Source organism: Tessaracoccus yangjingae, from assembly GCF_054483935.1.
In genome coordinates, this window is sequence record NZ_CM137014.1 from 307089 (window position 1) to 323333 (window position 16245).

Here is a 16245-nt window from a genome sequence, read left to right on the forward strand (position 1 = left end):
TCCGCGGGTGACCGTGGCCGTGGTCTCATACAACCACGCTCCCTATCTGGAGCACTGCCTGCAGTCGCTGCTGAACCAGTCGGTCGAGCCGCACATCATCGTCGTCGACGACAGTTCCACCGATGCCAGCCAGACGGTCATCCGTGACTTCGTCCGCCGCTCGGGCCGGCCAGACCTATTCACGCTGCTCTTGCATCAAGAGAACATCGGGCTACCGGCCGGACTTAATGAGGCGCTGAGGATCACTAGCACGGAGTATTTCGTGTACCTGGCGGGAGACGACTGGTCCTTACCATCCCGCCTGGAGAAGCAGATCGCGGCCCTCGATGAGGCCGGGGAATCCACCGGGCTGTGCTACACAGACTGTCTGCGGTCGAGTGCCAGCGGTAGCTTCGATGATCTGCTGTTCAGCGAGATGCATAAGCAGGTCTGGCGTCCCGACAGTTCCGACCCGTACCGCGACCTACTCCTCAACGACAACTGGATCCCAGCACCCACGGTCATGTTCCGCACCGCAGCCCTTCGTGACGTGGGAGCCTTCGACGAGAGCATCGCCTACGAGGATCATGACTCCTACGTGCGGATCGCAGCGCAGTACCGGCTGGTGATGCTCCCAGAGGCCCTGTCAGTGCACCGGGAACTCACCGACGGTCTAGGGAGAAAGCTGTTCTTCGGTGGTAGCCAGCCGTGGCTCGAGGGGTGGATCCGGCTTGAGTTGAAACAGCTCGGCCGACGGCCTGACCTGACTCGAGAGCTGGCCGCACGCCTGAGGGTCCGCGCGATCCGGCTGTACAAGATGGGGGGCAACAACGAACTCGCGGCGGAGGCGATGATGGCTGCTCTGAAGGCCGCTGGGAGGTTCGACCCAGCTGGCCTGTTCTACTGGTCGCTCGCGAAGTTCGGGGTCGGCTGGCGAAGCCCCCTTGATCGATGCACCTCAACTGGTGGAGCCCCAGAGGACCGGCGCGTTTGATGAACCACTTCAGCCAGATAATCCGGACAGCAGACCCTCACGGAGGACCTATGCCCGCCAGCCGGGAGCCAGCCAGCGCCGTTGACTCCCACCACCTGGTGGCTGAATCTCACTCCCAGACTTCATCGGGTCAGTCTGCGCATAGGCCCTGGGGCGATGAGGTGCACATGGCCATGAACGAGATGCCCACCGTTTGGGCAGGGACGTGAGCGCCAAACCCCGGATCCTGCTGGTCAGCCCCGTCTTCCACGGGTATTGGCAGAGCATCGAAGCGGGGTTCCGCACTCTCGGCTTCCAGATCGGCACTCACTGCTACGACACGAACACCACCCTTGCCAACAAGGTCTCGCACAAGGTCGTCCACGAACTGCCAGTCCGGCTGGGAGCTCGCGCCGCCAGGATCGAGAACGGACGCCAGACCGCAGAAACCGCAGCGGTGATCCGCTCGTTCCGTCCGGACATCACGCTCGTCATCAGGGGTGACCGCTTCGGCGACGAGTTGTTCGACGCTCTGGACGATGTGGGTTCCCGGCGGTTTCTCTGGCTCTGGGATGAAGTCCGCAGGACAGCCCACACCCCCGATTCGCTGGCTCGCTACAACCATCTGATCTCCTACTCACCGTTGGATACACGGGCCTTCAGCACCGCGGGCACACCGTGCCTTCACGTGCCCAACGCGTTCGACCCCGCCCTGAGCCCCACACCACGCCACACTTCAGAGGTGGTGTTCATCGGCGCGCGCTATCCCCGTCGTGACGCCCTCCTCACCGCAGTAGCTGCCGCGGACGTTCCCCTTCGCTGCTACGGCCGGGAGTGGTCACGCCACCCGTTCGACCGCGCCCGCACCTGGCAGGTCCGCCGCCCGGAAGTGCCGGCAGCCCGGGACATCGACCGGGAAGACGGCTACGCACTGACCGCGGGTGCGCCAGCCGCCATCAACATCCACTCAGACCAGGACGGCTTCACCATGAAGACGTTCGAGGTCCCAGGCGTCGGTGGCGTGCAGCTGGTGGACCGCGAGGATGTCGCCGAGTACTACGAGCCGGGGCGCGAGGCGGCAGTGTTCCGAGACGCTGATGAGCTCGTCGAGCTGTGCCAGCGGGCAATCCACGACGATCGATGGGGTGATGCGCTCCGGGAAGCGGGCCGCCGCCGCACGCTCGCCGAGCACACCTGGGCCCACCGCGCAGCGAAGGTGGCCCAGCTATGGGCTTGAGGTATCCGGACCTCGAGTCGTGGCAACGCTGGCAGGCGTCGCGGCGCCGGCTCCAGCGGGTTGCGGCGATGGTCAGGCGGCGATCGGCAGCGGAGCCCGTGAATGAGTTGCGCCTGAGGCTCTGGGCGCGCGGCTCCGATCCCACGCTACTGGTGGCCTGCGATTCCGCTTCTCCCACCAACCACCACGCACTTCTGGCGCCCCTTGCGGCGCTCGACGACATGCCCGCCTTCGTGATCCACCCCGCAGATGTCGCCCTTCCGCTCCCAGGCAGCGGATGGAGGGAGGTCCACGATCTGCGCGCTTCGCTCGGCCGCATCATGACTGTGGCGTCCATCGGAGATCATCTGGCGGTCGGCTCTTGGGCCCAGGAGCAAGCCACCACCCGTGGCTGGCGCCAAGTGGTGGTGCAGCACGGACTACTGACGCCCTTCTCACCTCCTCCCCCACCGTCATCTGAGGTGCTCGCCTGGTCCGAGAAAGACGCCACCTTCCTGCAGTCGGGGCGCGCAGACCTGAAGATCAGCGTGGTCGGCTCCCCGATTCTCGCGTCAGCCGCGGCCTGTCAGGCCCCGCACGTCAGCCGGTTCGAGCGACCTGTGTTCCTTGGGCAGCTGCACGGGGCTGAGCTCTCGCGGACGTCGATGACACGTTCCGTCACCACCTTCTGGGGCATGACGGGCGCGACCTACAGACCCCATCCCCAGGAGCGCGACAAGCTCTCCCGAGCGCAGCACGCCTTCTGGCGCCGCCGGGGAATGGCGATTGACAGCGCATCACCCCTTGCCGAGGTCGACCGACCGGTGGTCAGCGCGTTCTCCACCGGAATCCTCGAAGCCGCAGCACGGGGAGTCCCGGCCTGGGTCTTCCACGTCGATCCTCCACCCTGGCTGGTGGAGTTCTGGGATCGCTATGGCATGCGGCAGTGGGGCGAACCGCCCACCCCGCAGCCGCTTCTCCTGACGGAAGACCCGGCCATCCGCATCGCCCGTCGCTTCGCCGGCGAGTAGGGCCGGCTACCCTCAGCCGACGGTCGTGTGCTGCGCCAGTCTGTAGCCGGCCACCGCCGACGCCTCGACGGCCAACGCGACGGCCTTGCGTCCCACCTCGGCAGGCATGACGCTCAGCGTCCTATCGATGCACCGCGCGAGCAACTCCGCCCGCCGTTCGTTCAGGCGGTCGGCCAGTGCGTTGACAAGGCCGTTCCACGCGCCCTTGTCTTCGGGACGACTGGGCCCGCTCGACCCGGCCCCGTGGATGGCGTCGAACGTTCTCCGCGCCCGCCCTGCCGCGATCGCCCGCCCCACTCGAATCTCCGTGGTTGTGGCGGCCACGTAGTGGGGCGTCTCCAGCGACGGCACCAGCTCGACGGGCAGCCCCAACTGCTGGAGGCGATACCCGAAGTCGATGTCTTCCCACCCGTACGCGCGGTATCGGGGGTCGTAGCCGCCCACGCGGTCGAAGACGTCACGGGAGACTGAGCAGTTGCCGGCCCAATACCGGTAGCGAAGGTTCAGTGGAGTGGCGTAGGCCTGTGCCCGGTGCTTCTCGTCCGCCTCCCGTCCGTAGACCTGCGCATAGGGCGTGTCGGGGAAAACGTTGACGTAGAGCCCCACCGCGCCCCGCTCGCCGCCGGCCGTCGCGCTCACGTGTTCGTGGACGTAGTCAGGGCTCGGCACCAAATCGTCGTCGCATCGGATGAGAACCTCGCCCCTGGCCGCGGCGAATCCGGCGTTCAGCGCCGCCACACGCCCCCGGTTCTCCGGAAACACGATCGCCCGCACAGAGAGGTGGGCGTACTGGGCCACCACGGCCTCGGAGTTGTCGACGTCGCCGTCGACGACGACGATCGCCTCCCAGTCGGGATGGGTCTGCGCCGCGAGGGCCGCCAGCAGTCGCGGGAGCCGCTCGGCACCCCCTCGGCTGGGAATGATGATGCTTGCCTTGGTCATATGGCGTTGCTCCTGATCAGGTCATCAACGGCGTGGCGGAGCTTCCTGTTGAAGGCCTCCGGCGAGAAGTGATCGGCATGCGCGAGGATGCGCTGTTCGTCCAGGGGTGCGCGGTCCAGACGTGCCATAGCGGCCCGAACGTCCGAGGCCGTCGCCTGTTCGAAGAACCACCCGGTGACGCCCTCCACCACCGTGTCGAGGTACCCGCCGGAACGCAGGGCCAGACACGGCTTGCCGAAGCTGAAGCCCTCCACCGGGGTGAGGCCGTAGTCCTCGCGGCTGGGCGCGATCACCGCCTTGCTGTGCGCGTAGGCCCAGCGCATCTGTGCATCCGTCAGGCCCTCGAGGAACACGGCGTTCGACGGCGCCGCGGCCCGCAACTGCGCGGCCAGGGGGCCGCGCCCGATCACGACGAGCCGCTCCTCCGGGAGGTCACGGAAGGCGTTCAGGACGACGTCGACGTTCTTGTACGGCATCAGCCGCGACACCACCAGGTAGTAGCCCTCCCACTCCGCGATCTCCGGGATGGGCTGCTGGGGAGCCGCCGGTTCCAGCCCGTGCGGCGGGTGCACGACGGTGGCCTCGATGCCGTAGACGTCCGCGATCCGCTGCTTGACCACCGTGGAGTTGCACAGATACACGTCCGCGCTCGCCGCGGCCTTCCGATCCCACCGCACCAGGAGCGGGCGCAGGGCACGCAGGGCCCAGCCGGACGGCGAGGTCCACCACGGTGCACCGAGATAGTCGTCTTCCAGGTAGAGGAAGCGTGCCGGAGAGTGGCAGTAGACGATCTTCCGGGTGCCGGGATGGGTCTTCACACCGTGCGCGAAGGCCGTGGTGGAGGCCACGACCACGTCCGCGGACGCCGGGACTGCGAGGTGGTCGAAGGCCCAGCCGTACAGGGGTAGGCCGACGCGGAACCTACTCCTCAGCAGCGCGACGCGGTTGAGGGGCGAGGTGATGACCTCACGGCCCGCGAACTCCGGGTAGGTGGTGTCCGGGTTGTGCAGGGTGGTGACGATCGGCGCCTCGGGGAAGGCGTCCATCAGATTCAGCACCACCCGCTCCGCCCCACCACGCTGCGTGAGGTAGTCGTGCGCGATGGCGACCCGGGGCGAATCCTGGCGTTGTGGAGAGACAGCCTCCAAGACCTCGTCGACCCGTCCGAGTGCGGCCCCTGGCGAGAAGTGCCGCTCCCACCGGCGACGGGAGGAATCCAGCTGGTCATCCCAGCCGGCCGAGACCGCGCGCTCGATGCTGTCGGCGAGCGACGACGCGTCACCTGCGGCCGCGGTGAACGGGTAGTCCGCGCCGGCCACCTCAGGAAAGGCCCCGGCGTCGCTGATGACGAACGGGCAGGCGGCGGACATCGCTTCGGCGACGACCAGGCCGAACGACTCCTCCCCTACGGAGGGGAAGACCGCGAGGTCCACGCGGGCAAAGAAGTCGTCGCGCTCCATCCAGCCCGGCGCCTCGACCAGGTGCTCGACCCGCGCCAGGGCCTCGCGGACGCGGGCCGCCTCCCGGTCCGAGACGAAGCGCGACTCCCCGGCGATCAGGATGCTGAACCGCTTCGGGTACTTGGCGTCCAGCGCCGCCATGGCGGCGCACAGCGTGTCGATGCCCTTGTCGCGGGACAGCCGGCCGAGGAAGCCGATCGTGATCGGGCGGTCCTGCGGCATGGGTCTGCGTGGCCGGGTGGGGGCCGCGTCGCTCCAGTTCCACAGCACGTCGGAGCCGGGAACCGCCTCCTGCATGCTGCGCGACGGCACGATCGTGCGCAGTGCGCCCGCGCGCGCCACCCGGGCCAGCGCAGCCAGCTTGCCCTCGGGGCGCTGATGGAGGTGAACCACCCGGTTCGGCCTGCCCGCGGTGGCGAACGCGGGCCGCAGCCCGTTGCACCAGAGCAGCCCGTCGCGCTCCGCCACATCCCATCGGAGTAGGTTGGCCAGGTAGGCGGCGGTGGAATCGCCGTCGATCTCCACCGTCGGAAAGCCGTCGTCCCGAGCTGTCGCCACCAGCTCGCCGGGATTCCCCGGCCCCACCACGGTGACGTCACGCCCGAGCTCGCGCATCGCACGCGCCAGGGCCAGGAGCATGACCTCCCCGCCGCCCATCGCGCCCTGGTTGGACGCGATGTAGATCCTCGGCGTCACCTCGTCACCTGTGTGGCTCGGGAGGATCCGTCGATGCCTGAGGGCGCGAGAAGGTCGTAGAAGTGCGAGACCTGACAAGCCATACCGCGCACCGTCGGCACCGCGTCGGGAAGCGACGGCCGGAGCTCCGGGTGGAGACCCTGCTCGATGGCGATGCGCGCCATGCCCGCGTCGTCGTCAAGCTCGGCGATGCAGCGCGTGGGCAGGATCTCCGGGTTGCCACCGACGGGGCTGGCGGCCACGCCCAGTCCTCTCGCCACGGCGTCCAGCAGGGTGTAGGAAAGATTGTCTGAGCGCGAGGGTTGCAGAACGACGTCGTGGCTCTCCATCGCAAGCCCCGGGTCGACGAAACCGGGGAACGACACCGTGTCTGCGATGCCGAGCGAGGCTGCCAGCCCTCGCAGGCGGTCTTCGTCCGGTCCGGTCCCGGCGAGAGTCAGCGTGGCGTCGGGATGTAGCCCCACGACAAGGGCGAACACCCGCAGAGTCATCTCGAGGTTCTTCTCGGGCGACAACCGGGTCAGAGAGAGCATTCGGAGCCCCGGCCGCCGCATCGGCTGATCGGTAGGACGGTCGACACCGTTGAGCACCACGGCGATGGGGGTCTTCGTCGGCCAATGCCGCAGCATGTCGCGCTTGGTGGCTTCGCTCACCGCGAGGGCCTGCGCGACCCTCGTCAGCCTCAGCCGGTGCACGGTCTCCATGGCCAGCGCCCCCGGTAGCGACGTGTTGTACATGAACCGGTCGTGGGGAATGCAGTGCTCCGTGGTGACCAGCGTCACGGGCAGCCCCACCGCGGCCAAGGCGAGCAGGATGTCCGCCTTGGCCAGGTGCGAGTGCGCGACCGCCGGCCTGAGCCGCTTCAGCGTCTGCCGGAGCGCCGCGACGGACTTCGCGGTGCTGACGCCGTCGACGGACAGCGGGATCACCGGGCAGTCGAGCTCGCGCAGGCGCTCCAGGAGCGGCCCTTCCGGTGCCGTCACGACGAGCCGCCATCCGGGCAGGCCGACGCGTGCCACGTCGAGGATGTGACGGGCCACACCGGCCAGGTTCGACACCGGAGTCACCCACAGCACGGTCGGCTCGCTCACGTCAGAACCATTCCTCCAGGCGGTCCAGCGCGGTCCAGAAGCCCTCGCCGTTGTTGACGTGGCCCTGCCAGATCTCGGGGATGAACGGCACGCCGGGGGCAAGCCGATCCAGCTGAGCGGCGGTGCTGGGCCAGTCGATCTCGCCCTCCCCGATCTGCGGCCCCTCCCCGTCCACGCCCTCGGCGTCCACGATGTGCAGGTGATCCGACAGCGGAGCCAACTGCTCCACGTAGGTGCTGAACGGGATCCGGTTGAACGTGGCGGCCAGCTTCGAGTGGGAGAGATCGAGAGTCAGGCGCCGTCCGTACTGCCGGCAGAACTCGACGGTGTCCTCCAGCCCCATGAACAGGTTGTGGTGCTGCTGGCCGCCCATCAGCCACGGGAACGGGGGAAGGGTCTGGGCGGTGAGCCGAACTCCCGAGTCGTCAATCCGCTCAAGGGCCTGCGCGACACGGGCGTACATCGGCGCCCGCCGATCCGGGTCCACGAACGCGTCCTTGGTGAAGCCGCCCATGGTGCAGATGACGATCGGCGGCTCGTCGGCGTCGAACCACCGGCCGAGGTCGCGGGTGATCTGGATCACCTTCTGGACCTCGACGATCGACCGCTCCCAGATGGCGTCGTCGTCGCTGGCGAGGTCGATGATGAAGTCGCCCGCGTAGAGGTCCGGGGTGTGCACGGTGTAGGTCATTCCCTCGAACCGGCGCGGGAAGAGTGTGGTGAGGTCCATCTCGACGTCCTTGTAGGACAGGTGGAACTCGAGGAAGTCCGGGTTGGTGTCGTTGCCGGAGGTGAGCTTCACCGCGTCGTGGTAGCGGACGGGCAGGCCCCACGGGCGCCGGAACGAGTAGCGGCGGCCCTGCGCCACCGCCTCGGTGAGGTCGGTGGCGTAGAAGAAGTCGCCCTCCTCCACCACCCGGCGGCTGACGCGGCCCACCAGGTCCTCCAGGCGGTTCGGCTGCACCCCGCGTCCGGGGGACTTGATGGCCACCGAGTCTCGCGTGATCGTGTCGCCCACCTCGATGCGTCGCGTGGCCACCAGGGACTTGGCCAGGTTGGCGCGGTTCATCATCTCGCCGGTGGACACGGCGCGGGCGGTGTCGCTGCCCAGCGAGGCTTCCACGTCGCGGATGAGTCGGACCATGGTCTCGAACTCGTCCGGGAGCAGGGACACCTGGTGGTCGTTGCCCTCGAGCGCCTTGTCGATGGTGAAGTGCTTCTCGATGATCTGGGCTCCGCGCGCGACGGCCGCGACGGGCACGTGGAAGCCGCGCTCGTGGCCCGAGTAGCCCACAGGGCAACCGCCGAGGCCGGCCAGCCGATCCATGTAGCGGAGGTTGACGTCCTTGAACGGGGCCGGGTAGGTGGACTGGCATTGGAGGAGCGCGAACTGTGCGCCTGCCTGACGCAGCACCTCGACGCTGCCCACAATCTCGTCTTCGGTGGACATGCCCGTGGAGACCAGCAGCGGCAGGTGCTCGCGCGCGCATGCCCGCAGGAGGTGATGGTTGGTCAGGTCCGCGGAGGCGATCTTGAGGGCCGGAACCCCGTAGTCGGCAAGCACCCGCAACGACGGGAGGTCCCACGGCGTGCAGAACGCGTCGATGTCGACGCTCTTGCAGTGGTCCAGCACCTCCACCATCTGGGCGTTGGTGAGCGAGTACTTCGCCAGCAGATTCATCGTGTATTGCGCGCCGAGGTCCTCACCGGCCGACGCGTTGGCGCCCGACTGCCGGTACAGGGCCTCCATGTCGCGCAACTGGAACTTGACGGCGTCGGCTCCCGCCGCCTTGGCGAGATCCACAAGACGCTTCGCCAGGTCGACGTCACCCTGGTGGTTGTTGCCGATCTCGGCAATGATCAAGGCCGGATGGCCCTCCCCCACGGTGTGACGCCCGATGATCAGGTCACGGGAGCCTTCCAGTGCGACGGCGGCCACGTGGCCCCGCTCGTCCACCAACGGGATGACCTCCACCCCGGGCCGGAACAGTGCGGCCACCGAGGCCGTGTCCGCGGTGATGGCGGCCCTGACGCACGAGGGCTTCGCCACCATCTTGACGCTCTCGGCGAGATCGATGGCGGGCTGGCTGGTGACCCAGCGGCGGAAGTCGCCGTCGGACAGTGAGCCCTGCAGAATGCCGTGCTCATCGACGGAGAACACCACCCCGGTCTTGTTGGCGCCGATCTTGTTGAGCGCAGTCAGGACCGTGTCGTCGGCGAAGACGATGAACGGAGCTGTGTGTCTGTCAATGATCATTGCTTGTCCTCATCGAGGGCTGTGAGTGTGGCCAGGGTGTGTGCGGCCAGGATGAAGTCTTCCGGTGCATCGATGTCGACGCCCTCGACGGGATCCATGATGAACAGCCCGATCCGCCCGCCGAGCCGGTTGTGTTGCTCCAGGTACACCTCGGTGCGCGTCAGATAGAGCGAACCTGTCTCGCGGTAGCGCAACTGCTCCGGCGTCATGTCCTGCCGCCGGGGCCGATTCTGATACGGGTACAGAGCCCGCACGTCGGGGTCCTGTGCCCAGATGAAGATCGGCTCGGGAACCACCCCTACGAGGGAGTCGACGCCCGTATCGGTGAACTGCTGGACCGCGCGGGCGAGAGTGTCCGCACGACGGATGGGAGAGGTGGCTTGGAGGAACATCACCTGGTCCGGCAGCCCGACCGAGGATGTGATGACGTCGATGGCGTGTTCGATCACCGGCTCTGAGGCCGTTGTGTCCTGCGCCAGGTCACGGGGCCGCTCGATGACGCGCGCGCCCCAGTGGCGGGACACCTCGGCGATCTCTGCGTCCTCCGTGGAGACGTAACAGTCCAGCCCTGGGGTGGCGAGGACCTGTTCGATGGTCCACGCGATCAGCGGCTTGCCGGCCAATGGCCGGAGGTTCTTCCGTGGGATCCCCTTCGAGCCACCTCTGGCTGGGATGATGACGGGTGTCCTCACCAACGCCTCCTGTCGTCAAGCCCTGCCGGCGACGGCCACAGGACCGAGACCCTCGCTGGCGAAGCGCAGCGGGACGACGTCTGGCGTTCCTTGCCACCTCGGGTCGTGTTTCCGGCGCGTGGGAACGCTTGTCCGGCGCCTTGCCCGCGCATTTCCCTTTCACGAACTCTAGGTGAGGCGCAATCGAGGCGCCAAACGGCGAGGCGCCTCAACCGATGCGTTGCGCGTCGTATTCCCGCCGGCCGTGCATGTTCACCACGGATCGCTGCGCTCCGCGGAAGGCAAACACAGCCGTGACGGAACGTCCAAGGATGGTCATGTCCTGCAACATCGACCAGCCGTCCAGGTTGCGTTCCCTGGTGATTGCTCGGGAGCGCGCTCACGAACTCGCACCCGCAGCGCCGACCGCGGGCTACGTCATGGATATGCGGCTCATCGCCCGCGAGCAGAGTGGGCTTCAGGTGACCAATCGACCGCGTGGTGTGGGCTCCACGAGCCACGGCCAGGAGAAGAGCATCAAGATTCAGGAGCCGGAGAACCTGAGTTGGGATCGCGGTGGCGCCGGGGGAAACAACCCGACGCGCGGGCGATGTCCAGATTGGCGAGGTCCGCCAGTGTGGGACCGAGATCGCGCGGATGGACATGTGAACTCCGCTCCCCCCAAGAAGCTCCGGGCGTTCAGCATACCCCCGACCCGCCGCACAACGCGGCCGGTAGTTCCCGCCCCACTCGTGGTGATCCGAGGGGTGTAGACCTTCGGCCATGGGCTGTTCAGCCCTTTGTCCCCCTGAGGGCTGACCACCCTGGCCGGTCGCTGATCAGCGGAGACTCCCAGTCTGCGTCCGCTCGCCGAAGCGCTCAAACATCGCCACCCCCAGGAGGAAGAACCCGAGCGAGGTGAGGAAGACCTCGCCGAGCTGCCACGCACACACCATGAGGGTGACGATGGCGGCCTCGACCGACCGGAGCTCGGGACTCACGATCCGACGCCGGCTGCCCAGCCCGAGCCCAACACCGACGAAGAGCCCCAGGACGACGACCAGCATCGGAAGGCCTCCCTCCACCTGCAGGGCCGCGTACGAGTCGTGGAAGAACATCCGGTGAAAGGATGCAAGATCGACCACAGCCGTGTTGAAGCCCCGTCCGTACCAGGCAGTCCCGGCGAGCTTGACCTGCTCGGCGGCGTGGATAGACGCTCGCAACAGGTCCGTCCCTTCCCGATCCGCAAAGGCGCCGATCCGCGAGTAACGCTCCTCGAACCATTGCAGCACCCAGATACTCACCCCAAGGAGAGCAACACGGGCAACGAGTCCGAACCTGTTTCGGACTAGGTACCAGGCCAGGCCGATCACTGCACCGGCCAGACCGGTGCGGGAGCCGGTCAACCAGAGAAGCCCGAACATCGCGCTGAAGTGCACCGCCCGGGGCCACCGCTCCTGGTACAGGCTCAGCCCGAAGAGCGACATCACCGCGTAGTACAGGCCTGACACGTTCTTGTCGCCGAGCCATCCGGTCAGAAAAGGTGGGTAGTTGTTGGGGGTCAGCCCCAGGTAGAAGGCAGGCGCGTTCACGAGAACGAGGCTCAAGGTGCCTCCAGCCACGACCGACTTCCAGTTGATGCGCCCCTGCGCCACGACGGCGGCGAAGAAGAAGAGCAGACTCAGCCGGACGGATCGTTGAAGCCACGGCTGCTCCATCAGCACCGACACCGCGATGACCGAGCCCAGCATCGAGAAATAGGCCAGCGCGACCCACGGCAGGGCCGGAGTGCGGACCGTGGGCCGCACGAAAGTGCCAGCCGCCACCGCCAGTGCGAAGACCGCGATCTCGATGGGGAAACCCGTGACCAGAGTGTGCCGCCAGAACGGCATGCTCAGACCCACCATCAGCGCCGGCCCACTCAGCCAGGTACGCCAAGGACCCACGCCACCGGTGGAGGCCTCAGCGCCCGCACCCTCCCCGCCCAGGGCGGCAGCGCTGTGCTTGGCAGAATCAGCCGCCGAGAGGGAGGGGAACAACGGCTCAGCCTTCCGCTGAGGGCTCGTGGGCTGCAGCCACCGTCGCAGATGTGTGGACGACCCCTCGCCGTGCTCGGGGTGATCCAAGCTCAACGGGAACCTCCTCAGAGAGCATGGCGGGATTCCCGCGTTTGACGCTCTTGGCACCGGTTGTCGCGGCGTATGCGCCATAGCGCCGGTTGCCATAGCCGCCGGCCCCGTACCCGTACAGCACGTCACCGAGCCCCTTGCGGGGGGCCTTGTTCAGCACTGTCCCCAGCAGGGCTGCGCCAACCTGGCCCAACTGCTTGGCGCAGAGCGCCAGCTCTGCCTTGGTGGTCTGCCCCACGGCGCCCACCAGAAGAGCGCCGTCAGATGCCTCGGACAAGAGGCCAGCGTCAGTGACGAGCAGCATCGGCGGGGCGTCCAACAGGACGAACGCCTCCCTGGTGAGTTGTTCGATCACTTCCTGCATCCGGCGCGAGCCGAGCAGCTCGCTCGGGTTTGGCGGGATACTCCCAGCGGGAAGGAGCCAGAGCCGCGGCACCTGCGTGGCGACCACAGCCTCGCGCAAGGAGATGTCGCCCGCCAGCACCTGGGTCAGGCCTACCGCCGTGTCCACCCCGAAGGCCTTAGCCTGCACGGGCTTTCGCAGATCGCAATCCACCAGCACCACATCACGCCCGGACTTGGCGATCACCTGAGCCAGGTTCGTGGCGATCGTCGACTTGCCTTCACCAGGACTCGCGGAGGTGATGACCACGGCCTTGGGCGGGTGGTCGACGTTGATGAAGCGGAGGTTGGTGCGGAGTTGCCGGAGCGACTCTCCGGCGTGGCCCATGGTGCCGATCGACCCTGCGGCGCGCTGCTTCTTCAGGTCGTTGGTTTCGGGCACGACCCCCAACACCGCGTGACCCGTGTGCTCTTCGACGTCATGCTGAGTCCGCACCCGCACGTCGAAATGATGGCGGATGAAGGCCAGCGCGGCCCCCAGTACCAGTCCTGCCACCAGTGACGCCAGACGCACTCACATCCGACACGAGCGACATCGCTTCCACGACCATCACCGTCGGGGGGCAGCAGACAGTTTTTTCCGTGACCGTCAGCAACATCGTCCTCTCGGTGCCCAGCGGGGGCGTTGAGACCAACACTGCGAACCTCTCCTGGCCCGCGTCCTGACGTTTTTACGCAGTGCGTTCGGAGCTCTGGGGCTTCAGTCGCGTAGAGCCTGGGGTTGACTGAAGCGGGAGCGCAGGGCCAGGCCCAGCACGATGAACGCGCAGCTGGTGAAGAACACCTCGCCGAGTTGCCATGCGCACACCAGGAGAACGACGAGGGCTGCTTCGGCCGCCCTCGTCTCTCGTGTCATCTTCTCGGTGCTGAACAGTCCGCCGGCCACCACCCCCCAGACGACAAGCGCGAAGGTGAGCAGCACCACCCCGCCCTCGACGTAGAGCGCGGCGTAGGAGTTGTGGAACCAGAACAGCTCCGTCTGGCCGAGGTTCACCCACGCCTCGGTCAGCCCTCGGCCATACCAGGGCGTCTGCTCCACCTTCAGCGCTGTCGCCGCTTCGATACGCCCCCGAAGGAGGTCGGTGCCCGCGCGGTCGGCGAACAACCCCATGCGGGCGAAGTTCTGCTCCGCGAAGGCCAAGGCGGCGATGAGTCCCCCAGCGAGCGCCAACCGGAGAGGCATGGCCAGCCGGTTCCTCGCCCAGAACCACACGAGTCCGACAAGAAGAGCGGACATCGAGGTGCGGGAACCGGTCAGGAACAGGAACCCTCCCGACACCACCAGCCAAGGGATGGTCCAACGATGACGGCTCAACAGCATGAGGCCCAGCACGCCGACGGTGGCGTACCACATGCCCGCCACGTTCTTGTCGCCCAGCCACCCCGTCAGGAATGGTGGATAGTTGTCTGTCGTCAGGCCTGCGTAGTAGGCCGCCGCATTGATGCCCAGACCGAGCACCAGTCCTGCGATGGCAGAGAAGGCGTCGAAACGCCCCTGAACCAACACCCAGATCAGGATGCCCAGGATGAACATCCGCAGGACACGCTGTTGCCAGTCCACCCCCGCGTCCTGCGAGACGATCACCAGGTAGACGAGGAGCCCGGCGTATCCGACGGCCAGCACCGGCAACCCGCGCATCCGCAGCGTTGGCGGCCGCAGGAAGCCCACCACACCAATCAGAATGGTGATCAGTACCCCCGCCGGGATAGGACCAACACTGACCCGATCGAAGATGAAGAGGCTGAAGAGCAGCGCATCCAGGGGATAGACGCGCGCCAACCAACTTGAGGCGCCCTCGTCCACGACCTCATGCTCCACGACAAGCCCGCCAGTGGACTTCATCAGTGAGGGCATCGCCTCACCTGGTCGAGAGTCGGCGCGGCTGGTGCCGCTCGGCGCTGAGCCCGGGACCCTGACTGTCCGCATCGGTGGCCCTCGCCGCGAGACCCTGGGCCACCACCGGAGCCCCATCCTCCGGGGGCGTCTCCAGGTAGTAGCGCTCCGAATAGACGGACTGATACTTGCTGCCGAACCCGGCCCCATACACCACGTCCCCCATCGCTTGGCGCGGAGCGCGGTGGAGGACTGTGCCCAGGATCCGGCCCCCCACCTGCTGCACCAGCTTGACCGCCATGCGTAGCTCCTCGCGCTGGGTCTTGCCCACGCGGGTGACGAACACAGCACCGTCGGTGGCAGCGGCCAGCAGGCCGGCGTCGGTCACCGCCAGCATGGGGGGCGCGTCGATGATGACGAAGGCCGTGCGGGACAGCGAAGCGATGAGTTCGCGCATACGGCGGGAACCCACCATCTCGCTCGGGTTGGCGGGCACCTTGCCGGAAGTCAGGATGCGCAGGTTCGGTTCGCTGGTGGCCTGCAGTGCGTCATTGAGCGATACGTCACCGATGAGGACCTGCGAGAGCCCGACGGCGGCGTCGGAGCGGAAGTTCTGGTGTTGGACGGGCTTGCGGAGGTCCGCGTCGATGAGCACCACCGGCTGGCCTGAGCGCGCGACGAGGACCGCGAGAAGGGAGGAGATGGTGGACTTGCCCTCACCTGGGTGAGCCGAGGTGACCACGATGGCCTTGGGCGGGTGGTCCACGTCCACGTAGCGCAGGTTCGTGCGCATCTGGCGCAGCGCCTCACCGGCGAGCCCCAGCGAGGAGATGCTGATGGGCTCCCCCTCGCGGTGCTTCGCCAGAGCCTTGCTCTCTGGGATGACGCCCAGCACGCTGTGCCCCGTCTCTTCCTCCACGTCCTTCATGGTGCGCACCTTGACGTCCAGCTTGGTGCGCACCCAAGACACCAGAACGCCCAGCACCAGGCCGGCGGCAGTCCCGATGAGCAGGAGCCGCAGCCAGTCCGGTGCGATCGGTGCAGACGACGCGCTGGCCGGCGTGAACACGGCCAGCCGCACGGCTACCGTGTCCGGGTCGATGGAGCCTCCGGTCTCGCTCGGCGTCAGGGTCTCAAGGGCCAGCGCCTCGTCCGCCAGCGCCTTCAGCGCAGCGTCCGCGAGAAGGCGCGCGTTCTCGCCAGAGGTTCCAGTGGCGGAAACCTCGATCATCGAGGTGGCTCCCATGACCCGGGCGCTGATTCCACCGCTGCCAGCATCAGGCGCCGCCTGAATCTCCGGCGATGCTACGGCCCGTTCGAACACTGCAGACGTGGAGGCGAGGGCCGCGTAGGTCTCGGCCCTCTGCTGGGCGAGAGCCGTCCCGCTCATAGCCCCACCGACGGTGCTGGAATCGCCGGCGACCACGATGCCCGTGGCGCTGGACTGGTAGACCACAGGCTGCAAGAAGGCGTAGCCCGCAGCCGTCAGGAGTCCGACCACCGTAAGCAGGGCGATGATGGTGGCGTTGTGGCGCAGGAAGCGGACGAATTCGAGCAGCGTCAC

12 protein-coding genes are annotated in these 16245 nt (G+C 67.3%); 3 read left to right on the forward strand and 9 right to left on the reverse strand.

Annotated elements, in window-relative coordinates; genetic code table 11:
* Positions 1-7 precede the first annotated feature (7 nt).
* The 3 genes from ACX1D3_RS01400 (at position 8) to ACX1D3_RS01410 (ending at position 3199) form a co-directional block, all read left to right on the forward strand.
* Complete coding sequence (locus ACX1D3_RS01400; protein WP_458995196.1) at positions 8-973, forward strand: glycosyltransferase family A protein; 966 nt, start codon at positions 8-10, stop codon at positions 971-973.
* A 205-nt stretch (positions 974-1178) separates the two neighbouring features.
* Positions 1179-2189, forward strand: coding sequence for a CgeB family protein (locus ACX1D3_RS01405; protein WP_458995197.1), 1011 nt, complete (start codon positions 1179-1181; stop codon positions 2187-2189).
* A gap of 68 nt (positions 2190-2257) precedes the next feature.
* Positions 2258-3199, forward strand: coding sequence for a prephenate dehydrogenase (locus tag ACX1D3_RS01410; protein WP_458995198.1), 942 nt, complete (start codon positions 2258-2260; stop codon positions 3197-3199).
* A 12-nt stretch (positions 3200-3211) separates the two neighbouring features.
* Here ACX1D3_RS01410 and ACX1D3_RS01415 read toward each other — a convergent pair whose 3' ends face one another.
* The 9 genes from ACX1D3_RS01415 to ACX1D3_RS01455 all read right to left on the reverse strand — a co-directional run bounded on the left by ACX1D3_RS01415 (position 3212) and on the right by ACX1D3_RS01455 (position 16245).
* Entirely contained in the window at positions 3212-4141 is a 930-nt protein-coding gene (locus tag ACX1D3_RS01415) for a glycosyltransferase family 2 protein (RefSeq protein WP_458995199.1), read from the reverse strand.
* The gene (locus tag ACX1D3_RS01420; protein WP_458995200.1) at positions 4138-6297 is read right to left on the reverse strand and encodes a glycosyltransferase family 4 protein; all 2160 of its coding nucleotides are present in this window, start codon (positions 6295-6297) and stop codon (positions 4138-4140) included. Before ACX1D3_RS01420 ends, ACX1D3_RS01415 begins: the two co-directional genes overlap by 4 nt.
* Positions 6294-7388 carry a glycosyltransferase gene (locus ACX1D3_RS01425; protein ID WP_458995201.1) on the reverse strand — a complete coding sequence of 365 codons (1095 nt, stop codon included), beginning with the start codon at positions 7386-7388 and terminating at the stop codon, positions 6294-6296. Before ACX1D3_RS01425 ends, ACX1D3_RS01420 begins: the two co-directional genes overlap by 4 nt.
* A gap of 1 nt (position 7389) precedes the next feature.
* Positions 7390-9645, reverse strand: coding sequence for an N-acetylneuraminate synthase family protein (locus tag ACX1D3_RS01430; protein WP_458995202.1), 2256 nt, complete (start codon positions 9643-9645; stop codon positions 7390-7392).
* Positions 9642-10337: an acylneuraminate cytidylyltransferase family protein gene (locus ACX1D3_RS01435; protein WP_458995203.1), complete on the reverse strand. Its 696-nt coding sequence runs from the start codon at positions 10335-10337 to the stop codon at positions 9642-9644. The genes ACX1D3_RS01430 and ACX1D3_RS01435 overlap by 4 nt, the downstream gene beginning before the upstream one ends.
* Before the next feature lie 818 nt (positions 10338-11155).
* Positions 11156-12355, reverse strand: a complete 1200-nt coding sequence (locus ACX1D3_RS01440) for a zinc ABC transporter permease (protein ID WP_458995204.1) — start codon at positions 12353-12355, stop codon at positions 11156-11158.
* A gap of 4 nt (positions 12356-12359) precedes the next feature.
* A complete protein-coding gene (locus ACX1D3_RS01445; protein ID WP_458995205.1) occupies positions 12360-13343 on the reverse strand; it encodes a CpsD/CapB family tyrosine-protein kinase in 984 nt (327 codons plus the stop codon).
* Between the two features lie 204 nt (positions 13344-13547).
* Positions 13548-14702 carry an O-antigen ligase family protein gene (locus ACX1D3_RS01450; RefSeq protein WP_458995206.1) on the reverse strand — a complete coding sequence of 385 codons (1155 nt, stop codon included), beginning with the start codon at positions 14700-14702 and terminating at the stop codon, positions 13548-13550.
* A 4-nt stretch (positions 14703-14706) separates the two neighbouring features.
* Positions 14707-16245: a tyrosine-protein kinase domain-containing protein gene (locus ACX1D3_RS01455; protein ID WP_458995207.1), complete on the reverse strand. Its 1539-nt coding sequence runs from the start codon at positions 16243-16245 to the stop codon at positions 14707-14709.

What these genes read in the sequence shown, in the direction of transcription:
- ACX1D3_RS01410 (WP_458995198.1), top strand. Translation starts at nt 2,258, where the DNA reads ATGGTCAGGCGGCGATCGGCAGCGGAGCCCGTGAATGAGTTGCGCCTG.
- ACX1D3_RS01415 (WP_458995199.1), bottom strand. Translation starts at nt 4,141, where the DNA reads ATGACCAAGGCAAGCATCATCATTCCCAGCCGAGGGGGTGCCGAGCGG.
- ACX1D3_RS01430 (WP_458995202.1), bottom strand. Translation starts at nt 9,645, where the DNA reads ATGATCATTGACAGACACACAGCTCCGTTCATCGTCTTCGCCGACGAC.
- ACX1D3_RS01450 (WP_458995206.1), bottom strand. Translation starts at nt 14,702, where the DNA reads ATGCCCTCACTGATGAAGTCCACTGGCGGGCTTGTCGTGGAGCATGAG.